Origin of the sequence: Streptococcus hillyeri, from assembly GCF_003686955.1 — a bacterium.
Lineage (GTDB): Bacteria > Bacillota > Bacilli > Lactobacillales > Streptococcaceae > Streptococcus > Streptococcus hillyeri.
Genome location: NZ_RCVM01000015.1, coordinates 34250 through 50290, shown reverse-complemented (window position 1 = coordinate 50290; position 16041 = coordinate 34250). Strand labels below are relative to the sequence as shown.

At 32.9% G+C, this 16041-nt stretch carries 14 protein-coding genes; all 14 read left to right on the top strand.

What is annotated here, in order from left to right; translation table 11 throughout:
- Window positions 1–269 precede the first annotated feature (269 nt).
- The 14 genes from EAF07_RS07675 to EAF07_RS07610 all read left to right on the top strand — a co-directional run bounded on the left by EAF07_RS07675 (window position 270) and on the right by EAF07_RS07610 (window position 16040).
- Window positions 270–1541, top strand: coding sequence for a glycosyltransferase (locus tag EAF07_RS07675; protein ID WP_121835997.1), 1272 nt, complete (start codon window positions 270–272; stop codon window positions 1539–1541).
- Complete coding sequence (locus EAF07_RS07670; RefSeq protein ID WP_121835996.1) at window positions 1534–2634, top strand: nucleotide sugar dehydrogenase; 1101 nt, start codon at window positions 1534–1536, stop codon at window positions 2632–2634. Before EAF07_RS07675 ends, EAF07_RS07670 begins: the two co-directional genes overlap by 8 nt.
- Window positions 2635–3327: 693 nt before the next feature.
- Window positions 3328–4131, top strand: coding sequence for a Cof-type HAD-IIB family hydrolase (locus EAF07_RS07665; RefSeq protein WP_121835995.1), 804 nt, complete (start codon window positions 3328–3330; stop codon window positions 4129–4131).
- Window positions 4132–4755 carry an SGNH/GDSL hydrolase family protein gene (locus EAF07_RS07660; RefSeq protein ID WP_121835994.1) on the top strand — a complete coding sequence of 208 codons (624 nt, stop codon included), beginning with the start codon at window positions 4132–4134 and terminating at the stop codon, window positions 4753–4755.
- Window positions 4756–4774: 19 nt separating this feature from the next.
- The gene (locus EAF07_RS07655) at window positions 4775–5881 is read left to right on the top strand and encodes an AI-2E family transporter (RefSeq protein ID WP_121835993.1); all 1107 of its coding nucleotides are present in this window, start codon (window positions 4775–4777) and stop codon (window positions 5879–5881) included.
- 487 nt (window positions 5882–6368) lie between these two features.
- Complete coding sequence (gene glf, locus EAF07_RS07650) at window positions 6369–7478, top strand: UDP-galactopyranose mutase (protein WP_121835999.1); 1110 nt, start codon at window positions 6369–6371, stop codon at window positions 7476–7478.
- On the top strand, window positions 7475–9280 hold the full coding sequence (locus tag EAF07_RS07645; protein ID WP_121835992.1) for a nucleoside-diphosphate sugar epimerase/dehydratase: 1806 nt from the start codon (window positions 7475–7477) through the stop codon (window positions 9278–9280). The genes glf and EAF07_RS07645 overlap by 4 nt, the downstream gene beginning before the upstream one ends.
- 75 nt (window positions 9281–9355) lie before the next feature.
- On the top strand, window positions 9356–9958 hold the full coding sequence (locus EAF07_RS07640) for a sugar transferase (RefSeq protein ID WP_121835991.1): 603 nt from the start codon (window positions 9356–9358) through the stop codon (window positions 9956–9958).
- A complete protein-coding gene (locus tag EAF07_RS07635) occupies window positions 9959–10807 on the top strand; it encodes an NAD-dependent epimerase/dehydratase family protein (RefSeq protein ID WP_121835990.1) in 849 nt (282 codons plus the stop codon).
- A gap of 10 nt (window positions 10808–10817) precedes the next feature.
- Window positions 10818–11966 carry a glycosyltransferase gene (locus tag EAF07_RS07630; protein ID WP_121835989.1) on the top strand — a complete coding sequence of 383 codons (1149 nt, stop codon included), beginning with the start codon at window positions 10818–10820 and terminating at the stop codon, window positions 11964–11966.
- Window positions 11967–11975: 9 nt separating this feature from the next.
- Window positions 11976–13082: an EpsG family protein gene (locus tag EAF07_RS07625; RefSeq protein WP_121835988.1), complete on the top strand. Its 1107-nt coding sequence runs from the start codon at window positions 11976–11978 to the stop codon at window positions 13080–13082.
- Window positions 13083–13094: 12 nt separating this feature from the next.
- Window positions 13095–14141: a glycosyltransferase family 2 protein gene (locus EAF07_RS07620; protein ID WP_121835987.1), complete on the top strand. Its 1047-nt coding sequence runs from the start codon at window positions 13095–13097 to the stop codon at window positions 14139–14141.
- Window positions 14131–15093: a DUF6625 family protein gene (locus EAF07_RS07615; protein WP_121835986.1), complete on the top strand. Its 963-nt coding sequence runs from the start codon at window positions 14131–14133 to the stop codon at window positions 15091–15093. The genes EAF07_RS07620 and EAF07_RS07615 overlap by 11 nt, the downstream gene beginning before the upstream one ends.
- Window positions 15087–16040 (top strand): glycosyltransferase family 2 protein, encoded by a 954-nt coding sequence (locus EAF07_RS07610; protein ID WP_121835985.1) that lies wholly within the window; start codon window positions 15087–15089, stop codon window positions 16038–16040. The genes EAF07_RS07615 and EAF07_RS07610 overlap by 7 nt, the downstream gene beginning before the upstream one ends.
- Window position 16041: the final 1 nt, after the last annotated feature.

The following is a 16041-nucleotide window of genomic DNA, read 5'->3' as shown; positions in this document are numbered from 1 at the left end:
ATATTTTGTCATAGTAAGGACTCATTTCTAACACAAACGTCTCAGACTTAATTCCACCATAAAAATCCGTTTTAGACTAATTTCCACTTCGAAAGCTAAAGTGGAAATTACTTTGGGAAATTACCAATGATTTTCTTCATGCGTTTGTCCTGCATATTACTTGACAAATATTATATATATATATATAATTAATTGTTGTATTTATTTGCTAGCTATGTAAATCTATCTATTATGAATCAGATAATTATATATCAAAGGAGTAGGTTAGTATGGACAATAAGATTATACTTTTCATTAATTTTATTCTATTTTCAATTTTATTTTTCTTTTTATGGCAATTAGATGATAATGTTTTAAATGCTTATGGCATATTTTTGATGATCTATCTATTTAGTAAAATGTTGTTTTCTTTTACCTATAAAGAATATAAAGGCACTGTAAAAAAGGATTATAAAGTAGCGTGTGTCATTCCGAGTTATAATGAAGCAGGTAATGGACTAATCAACACCTTGGAAAGTATTGCAAATCAAACCTATCCAGTAGAAGAAATTTACTTTATTGACGACGGAAGTCCAGATAAAAGTGGTATGCTGGAATTGATGGCATACGTAAATAACAATAAAGAAAAATATAAAAATGTAATCATTCATTTAGCAGAACAAAATAAAGGAAAACGACACGCACAGGCATATGCCTTTGAACGTTCTAATGCTGATGTATTTTTCACAGTAGATTCTGATACGTATGTTTATCCAAATGCATTAGAAGAATTGTTGAAGGCATTTAATGATGAAAAAGTATTTGCAGTTACTGGTCATGTTAACGCAAGAAATCGAGATGAAAATTTATTAACACGCCTAATAGACATAAGATATGATAATGCGTTTAGAGTAGAAAGAGCAGCGCAGTCATATACCGGAAATATTTTGACGTGCTCTGGTCCTCTATCTTGCTACCGAAGAGAAGTAGTCATACCTAATTTAGAGCATTATACGAATCAAAAATTTTTAGGTGTACCGGTAAATATAGGTGATGATAGATGTTTGACAAATTTTGCTAATAGACTAGGGAAAACTAAATATCAAACAACAGCAAGAGCAACAACAGATGTGCCTAATAATATAAATCAATTTTTAAGACAACAAATTCGCTGGAATAAATCATTTTTTAGAGAAAGCATTATTGCAGTCAAAATGATAAATAAAAGACCAATAGTTGCATTTTGGTCATTGTTAGAGATAGTTTTATTTTTTATGTTGACATTTTCAATGTTCGTTTTCATATTTTCATTTGAGAGAGGTCTACATAGTGTATTTGTTTTGATAGCAGGTGTGATACTTTCAGCTTTTGCTCGTAATATACATTATGCAATAAAGCATCCATTTTTATTCTTAATATCTCCTTTGTATGCAATGTTACACTTATTTTTGCTACAGCCGATTAGAATGTATGCTTTGCTTACAATACGAGATGCAAAATGGGGAACAAGGGAGAAACTAACGGAAGTGCATATCGAAGAGAAGGAGGAAGATAATGAGTAATATTTTAATACTAGGAGCAGGATATGTAGGCTTATCTCACGCCTGTGTCTTTTCAAGTAAGCATAAAGTGACGTTAGTGGATAATAATCTTGAAAAACTCGAGTTATTAAAAAATAAAATTTCTCCTATAAAAGAAATAGAAATAGAGGATATATTACAAACAACTACAAATATTCATTATACAAATAAAATTGAGTTAGATAATATAGACTATATTTTTATTTGTGTGCCTACTAACTACACTGAAAAGGGACTAGATACGAGTATTGTAGAAAATGTGGTAGAAGAATTACAGACTGATATTCCGATTATTATTAAATCTACTATTCCAATTGGATTTACATCTACATTAAATAGAGAGAATATTGTATTTAGTCCTGAATTTTTAAGAGAAGGACAAGCGGTTAATGATTTATTGAATCCAAGTAGATTGATTGTTGGCACAAACAACAAAGAGATAGGAGAAAAAGTAGTTCACTTATATCAAACTGTTATTGAAAATGATGTACCTATTTTAATGATGGGTACAAAAGAGTCTGAAACTGTTAAGTTATTTTCTAATACGTATTTAGCTATGAGAGTTGCTTTTTTCAATATTATAGATAACTATGCTATAAAAGAAAACCTAAATTCAAAAGATGTTATTGAGGGAATTTCCTATGATAATCGTATAGGGAATTATTATAATAATCCTTCGTTTGGTTTTGGCGGTTACTGTTTACCTAAAGATACTCACCAAACTTGGCTAGAGACTAATAGTGATTTAATATCAAATATTTTACATGAAAATCAAGTCATTAGACCTAGTTTGTTAAAAGAGAAAATTGATAAAATATTAAAACAGGACAAATCTAAGATAATAGGTGTGTATAATTACGCAATGAAAAAGGATTCTGATAATGATAGAGAATCTAGTACTTACAACTTAGTTAGGTTATTAGAAAAAGATTATCAAATACGTAATAAAAGTAGCAAAGATAGTTTAGAAGATTTTGTTGATGCCGTTGATTTGGTGATTGCGAACCGAATGACGCCTGAATTAATCCCTCATAAAGAAAAAGTTTTTACAAGGGACATATTTAATAATGATTGAGTTACTATTTATTGTTGCATTTTCTATTCTAGGATATTTTGCTTTCATCACCATTAAAGTAATTGATAATGAGAAATGTAAGAAATGAAATTTTATATGGTAAAACAGATTGCGACAAAGAAATAGGGGAAAATAAGTCTGAAGAGGCTTAACATGTCGTGTGTAGCATATTTACATGACAATTAAAAGTATATATAAACTAAAAGGGTGAACAATTCCGATGATTTAAAAATCATTTGCGGAGTTAATCGGCCTTTTATTTGTTTTAAAAGATGCGACATGGAACAACTAAAAACGACAGATTTATACTCTATAAAAATCAAAATTAGATGGAGACAAAAATATTTTCTTTTCTCTAAAGTCTTCTCATGCGGCTGGCACTCCAACAAAACTGTGGATTTATAGCTTTAGCTACTAGGAGAGTTGAGAATTATCGCTTTCTACTTATACAGCTACAGTGTCCAAGATGACAAAGTAGATATTATGGGAACTGTCCACTGTGGTGAAAGAAACGGTTTACCCCCTTACTTTCACTAACCCATCAAAATAGAGGTTATAAAAATCTAATTTTGAATTTGAATGAGTATTAGTTGTGTAGTTAGTAAGGGAACTAGCTTGACCACGAGATTGCTTGCAATCCGACCAAGTTGTTCCGTTGCTCCCTTACCCCTAGAGTAAAAAAAGTAGTCTTGTATGATAAAACTAATTGCGACAGACATGGATGGTACCTTTCTAAGTGGTCACAATTCTTATAATGAACAGCGCTTTGAGGCAGTGTTCGAAGAACTGAAAAAGCGTGAGATTCCTCTTGTCATCGCTACAGGTAATAACATGAAGCGACTGAGAGACCTCTTTCCAAAACACGCTAATCAATTGACCTTTATTGCGGAAAATGGAGCACAGTTGGTTCATAAAGGAAGAGAGGTCTTTTCGCTTTTTATGGACAAGGAAGAGCAAGAACCCTTGTTAAGATTTCTAGAGGAGAGATTTCCAGATGCGCAGCATTTTCTGTCTGCTGGAGAGGTAACCTATGTCTTAGAGACCTTGCCAACAGAACAAAAAGCATTCCTGTCACAATTTTTCACGTCTATTGAAGAGCTATCTCATCTGCATCAGGCTTCACAGGTTCCACTTTACCGTATTAGCATACAATTTGAAGATAACTTTGAACAAAATTTCGCTGAAATTGAAAATTACCTAATAGGAACCTCTTTTCGTGTGGTTGAAACGGGCTTTAATTGGCTGGATATTTTACCCAAAACAGTTCATAAGGCAGTTGGACTTGATTATCTCATGACAGAATGGCAGTTATCACCTGCGGAAGTCATGGTTTTTGGAGACAGTCCTAATGACCTTGAGATGCTAGAGAGGTTTGAATATTCTTATGCCATGGCAAATGCCACAGACGCTGTCAAAGCAGTAGCGAATTTTTTGGCACCTTCTCATACAGAAGATGGTGTTCTACAAGTCTTAGAAAATGTCTTAAAGGAGATGTAAATGTCTGAAATTGATGTCATTACCCCAGGCTTATCAGCCTATCACCAAAAGCGTTTGGACCAGTTTCGCTTGGAAAATCAAACGGCAACTGCTGGCAGTATTGTTTTTGTCGGAGATTCGATAACAGAGTTTTTTCCTTTGAAAAAATATCTCGGAAGAGAATGGTCCATCTTAAATCGTGGGATTGCAGGAACGGATACGAACTGGTTGTTAGACCATCTTGAGGAGCAAGTTTTAGCGCTTTCTCCAAGCAAAATTTTTCTCACGATTGGTGTCAATGATTTGGGAATGGGGTATTCGGTGGCTGATACGGTTGGAAAAATAGCAGAGCTGCTCAGCCAGCTTCGCCTGTTAAGTCCGAAATCAGAGACTTATCTCTTATCCGTTCTTCCAGTGAATGAAGCGCCAGCTTTTTCCAAAACTGTTAAAATCCGCAAAAATAAAGACATTCAGTCGCTTAATGCTAGTCTGGAAACTTTGCCAGGAGTGGATGTTATTGACCTTTACACTTTGCTTTTGGATGGTGATGGTCAGCTGGCAAATGAGTACACGACGGATGGTCTCCACCTCAGTCAGACAGCCTATGAGCGTCTAGCAGAGGCCTTGCGCCCTTATTTGAACTAAAGTATGGTATAATCAGTCTATGAATTTTGAAAAAAAACACGTTTATTATATTGTTGTAGCCTTTATTCTCTGCTACATGGTGCAGGCTTACTGGAGTACAGGGGCTCGTTTGGTCGGGACGGTTTGGACAGCTGGTCAACCCTTTTTGATTGGGGCTGCCATTGCTTATATTGTCAATATCGTGATGTCGGCTTATGAGCGTCTGTTTGGTCTGTTTTTATCAGGTAAACGGGCAGAAGGTGCTAAGAGAGGTTTATCACTCGTCTTGGCTTACCTGACCTTTGTTGTGATTATTGTCTGGATTTTCTCGATTGTCTTGCCAGATTTGATTTCAAGTATCAAATCGTTGTTAACGATTGATACCTCTGGTATTAACCAATGGATTAATGACTTAAATGACAATAAGTACGTTGCTAAACTTCTTAACTATTTGGGAGAGGATACGGATTTAGCGACGACGATTAGTTCTTATAGTCAACAAATTTTGAAACAGGTCTTGACTGTTTTGACAGGGATTTTATCGTCTGTTTCTTCTATTGCCTCGACACTTCTAAATGTCTTTGTTAGCCTTATTTTCTCCCTCTATGTTTTAGGAAATAAGGAAACCTTGATCAGACAAGTAGGACTTTTAACGGATACCTATCTTGGTAAATACGCGAGTAAGGTGCGCTACGTTGTTAAGATTTTAGATAATCGTTTCCACGGATTTTTGGTGAGCCAGACCCTTGAAGCTATGATTTTAGGAAGTCTAACAGCTTTGGGAATGAAAATCTTTGGATTTCCCTATGCTGCAACGGTGGGAGTGCTTGTAGCCTTTACAGCAATTATCCCAGTTGTGGGGGCTTATATCGGCTTGGTAATTGGATTTATTTTGCTAGCGACCCAGTCCATTTCTCAAGCCCTATGGTTTGTTGTTTTTCTAGTGGTCTTACAACAATTTGAAGGTAATCTCATCTATCCACGTGTGGTCGGAGGCTCAATCGGACTTCCGGGTATGTGGGTCTTAGTCGCTATTACATTGGGTGGTGCTTTGGCAGGTATACCAGGAATGCTAGTAGCAGTACCTTTAGCAGCAAGTCTCTATCAAATTATCAAGGATCATGTCGTTAAAAAGAATAGTCAATAGGAAGGTTGGGGTAAAATTATCCGGACCTCTCTTATTGAGCATCCACACTTTTAAGAAAGAAACAAAAAGTAATTTTTGAATTTGGTTAAGTATAAGAAGTTAATGGAATGTGTTGACAGAGTTGGTTTAATTGTGGATAATATAATAATCTTGTGTCTAAAAAATATTTTCTGCCATTAAGATGTATTAGAAAAAATATGAATATTTAATCAATAAAAGAGTGATTGTCATTAATAAAAAAAATATTTTATTAATGACAAATTAGGATAACAGATTAAAATATTCAACAAATCTTATCAAAATGTCTATAATATACAATAGAATTGATGTTAACAAATGTTAATTTTGATTTAGGGGATATTTGTGCTATAATTGATATGCTTATTGTGGAGAAGTGCATGCCAAAAAATGGCTAGCACTGAAATAGAAAGGTATTTGGATGTTAATGGAAAAAGAAGAGGTGGCCATAGAAAGTTCTTCTTTTGGCATGTATGATTATTTGGTTGTTGGTGCAGGTCTTTTTGGAGCAGTATTTGCACATGAAGCTGCTTTAAAAGGAAAAAAAGTTAAGGTCATTGAAAAGCGTGATCATATTGCAGGAAATATTTACACCAAAGAAGTAGAAGGAATCCAAGTCCATGAATATGGGGCACATATCTTCCACACCTCTGACAAAGATGTTTGGGACTATGTGAATCAATTTGCAGAATTTAATCGCTACACCAATAGCCCAGTGGCTAACTATAAGGGTGAAATCTATAACCTTCCATTTAACATGAACACCTTCAACAAGTTATGGGGCGTTGTGACACCTGCAGAAGCACAAGCTAAGATTGAGGAACAACGTGCGGTTCTGAATGGTAAAACTCCTGAGAATCTTGAAGAACAGGCTATCTCATTGGTAGGTACAGATATCTATGAGAAGTTGATCAAAGACTACACTGAAAAACAATGGGGCAGACCAACAACAGAGCTTCCTACTTTCATCATTCGTCGTTTGCCGGTTCGTTTAACCTATGATAATAACTATTTCAACGATACCTATCAAGGGATTCCAATTGGTGGTTACACTCAAATTGTGGAAAAAATGCTTGCGCAGGATAATATTGATGTTGAAAAAGGTGTGGATTTCTTTGCTAAAAAGGAAGAGTATCTTGCTAATTTCCCTAAAGTTGTCTTTACAGGGATGATTGACCAGTTCTTTGATTATGAGCTCGGAGAGTTAGAATACCGTAGTCTTCGCTTTGAAACTGAAACCTTTGATATGGAAAACTACCAAGGAAATGCTGTGGTTAACTATACTGATGCAGAGACACCTTATACTCGTATCATCGAGCACAAACACTTTGAGTTTGGCACGCAAGATAAAACCATTATTACCAAAGAGTATTCTAAAACTTGGGAAAAGGGGGATGAACCTTATTATCCAGTAAATAATGAGGAAAATAATCATCTCTACAAAGCGTATAAAAAGTTAGCTGAACAGCAAAAAAATGTCATTTTTGGGGGCAGACTTGGTCAGTACCGTTACTATGATATGCATCAAGTCATCGCAGCAGCTTTGCAATGTGTTGAAAAGGAATTTGGAGAAAGATGATGCTAACACGAAACCATAAAAAAATAATCTTAATGGTGCTTGATACGGTTTTGATTATCTTCTCATTGTATTTGAGCCAAAGTTTTTTAGATGTAATCACGCATATTACGAGGGATTATTTCAGGATTGCAATTGTATTATTGCCGTTATTTTATCTGATTATTGCCTATATTTTAAAGGTTTTCTCGGTTATCAACCGTTTTACAGACTACAAAAGTTTAGGTAGTGTAGGGATTTCTGTAGTCTCTAGTTATATCTTGTTTACAGGACTTGCTTTTTTTGTTTTTAATGTTTTTAGCCTACGTTTCATTTTTTTAGGCGCCCTACTATCTTATGCGTTGTTGATTACACCAAGAATATTATGGCGATTTATCTACGAGTGGGGTTATAAAGACAAGTCACATAAAACAACTAATAAGAAAAAAACATTAGTACTCGGAGCCGGTTCGGGAGGAAGTATTTTTATTCGGACGGTTCAAAATAGTGATACCGATATTGAAATTGTTGGTATATTAGATAAAGATTTAAATAAAAAAGGAAGTTACTTGCACGGTGTTAAAGTGTTAGGTAATCGTTTTGATATTCCTAGACTGGTTCAAGAGTTAGGTGTAGATCAATTAACGATTGCAATTCCCTCAATAACTGCTAGTGAGCAAGAAACGATTCTAGATATCTGCCAGGAAATAAATCTTCCGGTTAATGTGATGCCTCTAGTAGAGGAGCTAGTTTTAGGACACGTGAACACGAATCAATTGAAAGAAATTGATATTGCAGACCTTTTGGGGCGAAAAGAAGTCGTGCTTGATCAAAGCCAATTAAGTGAATTTTTCTCAGATAAGACAGTTCTTGTGACAGGTGCTGGCGGATCAATTGGTTCTGAAATTTGTCGTCAAATATCGCAGTTTACTCCTAAGCGACTATTATTGTTAGGGCATGGAGAAAACTCGATTTACCTCATTCATCGAGAACTTACAAACAAGTACAAAGATACCTTTGAAATTATACCGATTATTGCCGATATTCAAGATAGAGACCTGATTTTTAGTTTAATGACTGATTATCGACCAGATGTAGTCTATCATGCTGCTGCTCATAAGCATGTGCCGTTAATGGAATACAATCCTCGTGAGGCAGTTAAAAATAATATTTTTGGAACAAAAAATGTTGCTGAAGCAGCTAAGGCTGCTGGTGTTGCTAAGTTTGTCATGGTGTCTACAGATAAAGCTGTTAACCCACCAAATGTTATGGGTGCTACCAAACGTGTTGCAGAGATGATTGTTACTGGCTTAAATGAAGCAGGTCAAACTCAGTTTGTTGCTGTTCGCTTTGGTAATGTTCTAGGAAGCCGTGGCAGTGTCGTTCCGGTCTTTAAAGATCAGATTGCCCAAGGAGGTCCCTTAACTGTAACAGACTTCCGAATGACACGGTACTTTATGACTATACCCGAGGCAAGTCGCTTGGTGATTCAAGCAGGTTACCTTGCTAAAGGTGGTGAAGTATTTGTTCTTGACATGGGGGAGCCAGTTAAGATCCTTGACTTGGCTAAAAAAGTCATCAAACTTAGTGGACACACTGAAAAAGAAATTGGCATAGTAGAGACTGGCATTCGTCCTGGAGAAAAACTCTATGAAGAGTTGTTGTCTTCAGATGAGCGTGTGAGCGAACAAATTCATGAAAAGATTTTTGTTGGTAAAGTTACACCAAAACCAATTGAAGAAGTAGAAAGTTTTATTGATAATCTATTGCAACTAGACAATGTGACGTTAAAAGAACGTTTGATTGAATTTGCAAAACAGGAGTAGAAAGTAAATTATTTTTACTTTCTTAGAGGTCAGGGGAGTCTGACTTCTAAAAAGGTAAAAAATGAGGAGATGAATATGTACTTAAAGATAAAAAGGATGTTAGATGTCATTATTTCAGGTTTGGCTATTCTAGTGTTGAGTCCAATATTATTGATTATTGTTATTGCGATTAAATTAGATTCAAAAGGTCCAATATTATTTAAACAAAAACGAGTTGGTAAAGGAAAAACTTATTTCCAAATTTATAAATTTAGGAGTATGTATGTAAATGCACCTTCAGATATGCCAACTCATCTTTTGAAAGATCCGTCAGCTATGATTACAAAAGTCGGAGGCTTTTTACGTAAAACAAGTCTTGATGAATTACCTCAATTGTTTAATATTTTTAAAGGTGAGATGTCTATCATTGGACCAAGACCTGCTCTTTGGAATCAATATGATCTGATTGAGGAACGTGATAAATATGGAGCCAATGATGTTCGGCCTGGATTAACCGGTTGGGCGCAAATCAATGGAAGAGATGAACTTGAGATTGATGTCAAAGCAAAACTTGACGGTGAGTATATTAAAAATATGAGTTTTGTGTTTGATATGAAATGTTTCTTTGGTACTTTTATTAGCGTGCTTAAAAGTGATGGTGTTGTTGAAGGTGGAACTGGGCAAAAGAAGGAAAAATAAATGAAAAAAGTGTTAATTACAGGAGCAAACTCTTATATAGGTACTTCGGTTGAAAAATGGCTATCGCAATTTGAAAATCAATATCTAGTTGATACACTGGATATGTTAGATTCAAATTGGATGAATTATGATTTTTCATATTATGACGCAGTTTTTCATGTTGCTGGAATTGTTCATAAGAATGAAAAAAATATAGATCCAGATATATATTATAAAGTTAATAGAGACTTAACGCATAAGCTTGCTAAACTTGCTAAAAAATCAGGTGTAAGACAATTTATTTTTTTAAGCACGATGAGTGTGTATGATAGTGATGAGAAAATAATTACAAAAGAAACGGAAGAAAAACCTCAAAATCATTATGGGAAATCCAAACTCGAAGCAGAGTATCTATTAAAGGAATTGTGCAGCAAACAGTTTCAAGTTGCAATTGTTAGGCCTCCAATGGTTTATGGGAAGGATTCTAAAGGAAATTATTCAAAGCTATCAAAGTTATCAAAATGGACCCTAGTTTTTCCTAATATAGATAATCAAAGGAGTATGATTTTTATTGATAATTTATCCGAGTTTATAAAGCAGCTTGTAGATATGGAACTTTCAGGCGTGTATTTTCCACAGAATAGTGAATATATTTCTACTAGAGAAATGGTTGTTAGTATTAGAAGATACCATAAAAAACATACGTTTTTAACTTCTATAATAAATGTGATGATTTATAAATTACGATTTATTTCTCAAGTAAATAAATTGTTTGGAAATCTTATATACGAAAAAAGCATGTCTGAATACTGTTTTGAATATCAAATTCGAAATTTTGAAGAATCCATCATATTAACAGAAAGAGAATAGGAGGTATATTATGGGGAAAAAGTACGCATTGATTGTAGCTACTGTTGCTTCAATGATAGAACAGTTTAATATGCATAACATTCGTTTACTACAGGAACAAGGGTATACTGTTCATGTTGCTGCAAATTTTGAAAACGGAAATACAATTTCTAATAATCGGATGGAGCAACTAAAGAGAGAATTAGTTGCTAAAAATGTAGTCTTCCTCCATATTGACTTTAGTAGGAACCCTTTTGGCTTTACAAAACATATAGCATCGTTTATTGAATTAAAAAAAATAAGTAAACAATATAATTATTCTATTATGCATTGTCATACTCCAATAGGAGGGGTTATTGCAAGATTAGTTTTTGCACAAACTAAAGCGACTATAGTTTACACTGCTCATGGTTTTCATTTTTTTAAAGGAGGACGTGCGCTAGACTGGCTATTATATTACCCAATGGAATATTTGTGCTCTTATTTTACGGATATTTTAATTACAATTAATCAGGAAGATTATTATTTAGCAGAACGTTTCTTGAAAGCGAGAAGAGTGTATAAAATCAATGGAGTGGGGATAGAATATGAGAAGATTAGGAAGTGCGATAAAGATGAGAAGTTATTACAAATTAGGGAAGTTTATAATATACCTAAAGATGAAATAGTATTGGTTTCTGTAGGTGAGGTAAATATCAATAAAAATCACATAACTATTGTAAAAGCGTTAGAAGCCAGTAAGCTAGCGAACGTCAGCTATTTAATAGTTGGTCAAGGAAATCAATTATCAACTGTTGAAGGATATATAAAAAGTAGAGGCCTTGACAATAAAGTTCGCCTACTTGGTTACCAAAAAGATATACCTCAAATTTTAAATGAGTGTGATATTTTCTGCTTCCCTTCAAAGAGAGAAGGGCTAGGACTAGCAGCATTGGAGGCTATGGCGGCAGGTCTTCCCTTGTTAACATCTAATAGCCATGGAATTAATGATTATTCTTACCACGGGAAAACAGGTTATAAATTTAATGCGAATGACATATCAGGATTTGCAAAAGGAATATTATTATTACTTGATAAAGGTAAAAGAGAAAAAATAGGAAGGTACAATATAGAATTGGCTAAAAAATATGATATTGTTCGTGTCAATAAGCAAATGAGAGAAATTTATAGTCATTTATGAGGAGAAAAAATGGTTATTTTTTATTTGATTTTTATCTCATTACTGTTGTTAAGTTTTTTATTTCCTAAAGAGAAAATAGTATTTGTGATGAACTCCTTATTGCTATGGATTTTATTTGCTTTTAATCGTGGAGGTGCAGATTATATTGGATATGTGGCGATGTTTAATGCCTTTGGGAGAGAAAATGTCAAATTAGATTTTTACGGAGATGGAATATGGAAAATATTGAACCATGTGTTTTATCGCTTATCTTTTACAGTGGAAGAATTTCTGATGGTTTTATTAACATGTGGTGTGATTTCTTACGTGATTTTTATAAAAAAGTATTCAAAAAATCCGAATATTGTAATAGCTTTAGGGAATATCTATCCTTTAGTTGATAATATTATACAAAAACGTTTTTTTTTAGCAATGGTAATAGCTATATGGATTGTACCAGTAGCTTTGAGATATCAAGTTAGTTATAAAAGGTGGCTATATTCTGCTGGACTCATTTATGTATCTTATACGCTACATTCAAGTTTTGCTCTGATGTTTTTACTTTTAATCCCAATTTATTTGATGAATAAGGAATTTAATTTTAGGTTTATTGTTTACTTTTCTCTGTTGTCTTTTTCTCTCTTTGCTCTAGTATTTAGAATAGCCCCTTTTCTTATAGAAAGTAGCAAACTAAATTTATATTTAGTAGATGAAAGTCTAAAAACTAGTATTTGGAAATTAGGAATCCATGTTGTAATTGCTTATCTGTATGTAGGAATTGCATATAAAATATATAAATTTCAACTCAAAGAAAATTCAATAAATCCTGATCTTAGACGTCTATTGATGTGGTTTTCGGGAGGGATGAGTATATTTATTCCGTTTATATTTTATAATTCAACTTTCTTTAGATTTCCAAGATTACTGTTCTTATTTGTTTTTATTATGATGGCGAATTTATTTGATGTGAATGATTATAAAATAAAAAGAAATACGTTTAATATATTATTAATTCTAGTTTGTTTACAGATTTCAATGTTTACGATGATGTATGTGTTAACTGGAATTGCTGGGTTTAATAGTTTAGTTCGTCCTTTAATTGAGTCGAATGCGATATTAGAATATTTAGTAAATTGATAGGGAGAAAAAATGTCTAAAGTTTCTGTAATTGTACCTATTTACAATGTTGGAAAATATTTAAGAAAATGCTTGGAAAGTATTCAATCACAAACTTATAGAAATTTTGAAGTAATTTTAGTAGACGATGGTAGTGATGATTGTTCTATAGAAATTGCTAAGGATTTTTCGCAAATTGATGATAGATTTTACTATTTAAGAAAAGAAAATGGAGGACTGTCATCGGCTAGGAATTCGGGGCTTGAAAAAGTTTCGGGAGAATTTGTTTTATTTGTAGATGGTGATGATTTTATTGAAACAAACTGCATAGAGGAGTTGATATTGTTACAAAAATCATCTGGTGCAGATGTTGTTTTATTTCCATTTACTAAATTTTATGGAAATAAAACAGAAGAATGTAGCATTATTCCAACTTTTGTAACTGATGAGGAGATGTATAGATATGTTCACCAAAGAATATTTGGGTTGACAAATATACAACTAAAAGAGCCATTAACAAGTGAAAGATTAAATACAGTCTGGGGGAAATTATACTCATTTGATAAGATTAGGCATATTAAATTTACGGATACAAAATTAATTGGTAGTGAGGATGTGTACTACAATGCTCAAGTATTTAATCAAGCTTTAAATGTTGCATACTGCGGTGCGACTAGATATCATTACCGTAAAGATAATGAAAATAGTTTAACAACTGTCTATAATAAGGAATTGAGTGAGCGTCATCATCGCTTGTATGAAAGTATGTTTGCTATTATTGATGAATATCATCTTGGATGTGAATTTAGAGAATCGTTGAATAATAGAGTGATTTTAAATCTATTTCCTTTAATGGCTAACATCATTAACTCTAGAGAAAACTATAGATTTAAGGTACAAATGCTGGAGAAATTGTTGTCTAATAGTATATATAGAGAAAAATTTAAGACTTTTGAGTTTTCTAATTTACCAACGATTTGGAAATTATTTTATCAAATGTGCAAAATGAAGAATGTAACTGGACTAATATTTTTAGTTCAGTTGATGTATCAAGTTAGGAAAATACGAAATGGTGGTTAAAAAGAAGAGAATTTTTATCATTGCCCACTTTGGTAAATTTAATAATTATTTTCAATTGTTTTTAAATTCATGTAATAAGAACCAGAGTACAAATTTTTTGATTTTAACAGATGATAAGACCAAATATATTTATCCCAGAAATGTAAAAGTTATTTATTCTACACTAGGGGAGATAAATCAGAGAGCGGAAAAAGTTTTAAAACAACCTATTCAGATTCAGAGGCCTTATAAGCTTTGTGATTTAAGACCTATATATGGTTTGTTATTTTCAGATCTAATTACTGAATATGACTATTGGGGATACTGTGATACAGATCTTATTTTTGGAAATTTTGATAAGTTGATAGAACCAGTTTTAGGGGAAGAATATGATAAAATTTTCTTTTTAGGTCATTGTTCTCTGGTGAAAAATACTCAAGAAATCAATCGATTATTGCTATCTGAAGAATCATTTGTGAATAAATTGTCTGATTCTGAGAATAACTATTCGTTAGACGAGGAGTTTTCAGAAAGTATCAATACAATTTTATTAAAATATGGGAAAAAGATATACCTAGAAGAACTAGAGGCAAATACCTACACTAAGACTTCTAATTTCTATCTAACTCATTGGAATCATGAATTGAAGAAGTATGAGATTATCAAAAATAAAAATCATTTATTCGTTTATGAAAACGGTAGTATTTATGAATACTTTTTACAAGATAATCAGCTATATCAAAAAGAGTATCTTTATATGCATTTTCAGTCTAGACCGATGGAAATAAAAATTAATTTGGATACTCAATATTATAAGATTATCCCAAATGCTTTTGAAGAATTGGAATATTCAGAAGTTACATTGGAAAATTTTGGAGATATTAAAAAGAAGAATTTCAACTTGCATTATTTTAAATTGCGTTCAAAAAATCTAATGATTAAATTAAAAAGGAAGATTAGAGGAAGATGGTAGTAGATATTAGTGTGATTATTCCTGCTTACAATGCAGAGGCCACCATTGCAAAGTGTATTGAAAGTGTCTTAGCTCAGACAGGCTGCAGTTATGAAATGGTGATTGTGAATGATGGTTCAACAGATCAAACTCCTAACATTATCCAGTCGTACCAAGAGAAATATTCCAATATTGTTTATATTAGTCAAGAAAATAAGGGCTTAAGTAGGACAAAAAATGTTGCTCTAAATTATATTTCTGGCAATCATTTTATGATTTTAGATAGTGATGATTATTTGCCCAAAGGGATTTTTAAAGTAATGTCACAGTATTTGGATAAAGATTTGTCATTGTATAGTTTTACACATTATAAGAACGATAAATTAATCACAAATAGTCTTTGGTTAAATAAAGGGATTTATTCATTGAATTTATTATTTTCCAATTATGAGAATTTAGAACGACTGAATTCAACAATGGTCAGGTTATTCAAAACAAGTATTCAACGTGAACATAATTTATATTATAATGCAAACTCGCGTTATTCTGAAGATTTACAATTTAATTATACTTATTATAAGTACTGTAAAGAAGCTGTTGTTGATCCAACGGTAGCCTATTGTGTCGAATTAACAGATAATTCCTTATCTCGACAATTTTATGGAGGTAAAATTGATGAGATGAAAGATTGCTATAGGATTGCTAGTGAATTTTTAACTTCTGATGTTGCACTGAGTAACACATTTATGAAATTGTATAAAAATTTCGCACTGGATGAAATAGGGGTAAATATTTCGAAAGAAAACTTTCTTGCGCAGACCAAAGATTTTCACCATATGATAGATTTTAATCTAAAGGTAAAAGGAGGAGAGCATAATCAATTATTGGCATTTCTGTTTAACAAAAAAATGTATCGTTCAATCTATTGGTTAATGCTTTTAAACTTTGCTGCTATTTATAAGAGATGAG

Bases quoted from the DNA above. Each gene is read 5' to 3' on its own strand.
- EAF07_RS07675 (WP_121835997.1), top strand. From the start codon at position 270: ATGGACAATAAGATTATACTTTTCATTAATTTTATTCTATTTTCAATT.
- EAF07_RS07670 (WP_121835996.1), top strand. From the start codon at position 1,534: ATGAGTAATATTTTAATACTAGGAGCAGGATATGTAGGCTTATCTCAC.
- EAF07_RS07665 (WP_121835995.1), top strand. From the start codon at position 3,328: ATGATAAAACTAATTGCGACAGACATGGATGGTACCTTTCTAAGTGGT.
- EAF07_RS07660 (WP_121835994.1), top strand. From the start codon at position 4,132: ATGTCTGAAATTGATGTCATTACCCCAGGCTTATCAGCCTATCACCAA.
- EAF07_RS07655 (WP_121835993.1), top strand. From the start codon at position 4,775: ATGAATTTTGAAAAAAAACACGTTTATTATATTGTTGTAGCCTTTATT.
- glf (WP_121835999.1), top strand. From the start codon at position 6,369: ATGTATGATTATTTGGTTGTTGGTGCAGGTCTTTTTGGAGCAGTATTT.
- EAF07_RS07645 (WP_121835992.1), top strand. From the start codon at position 7,475: ATGATGCTAACACGAAACCATAAAAAAATAATCTTAATGGTGCTTGAT.
- EAF07_RS07640 (WP_121835991.1), top strand. From the start codon at position 9,356: ATGTACTTAAAGATAAAAAGGATGTTAGATGTCATTATTTCAGGTTTG.
- EAF07_RS07635 (WP_121835990.1), top strand. From the start codon at position 9,959: ATGAAAAAAGTGTTAATTACAGGAGCAAACTCTTATATAGGTACTTCG.
- EAF07_RS07630 (WP_121835989.1), top strand. From the start codon at position 10,818: ATGGGGAAAAAGTACGCATTGATTGTAGCTACTGTTGCTTCAATGATA.
- EAF07_RS07625 (WP_121835988.1), top strand. From the start codon at position 11,976: ATGGTTATTTTTTATTTGATTTTTATCTCATTACTGTTGTTAAGTTTT.
- EAF07_RS07620 (WP_121835987.1), top strand. From the start codon at position 13,095: ATGTCTAAAGTTTCTGTAATTGTACCTATTTACAATGTTGGAAAATAT.
- EAF07_RS07615 (WP_121835986.1), top strand. From the start codon at position 14,131: ATGGTGGTTAAAAAGAAGAGAATTTTTATCATTGCCCACTTTGGTAAA.
- EAF07_RS07610 (WP_121835985.1), top strand. From the start codon at position 15,087: ATGGTAGTAGATATTAGTGTGATTATTCCTGCTTACAATGCAGAGGCC.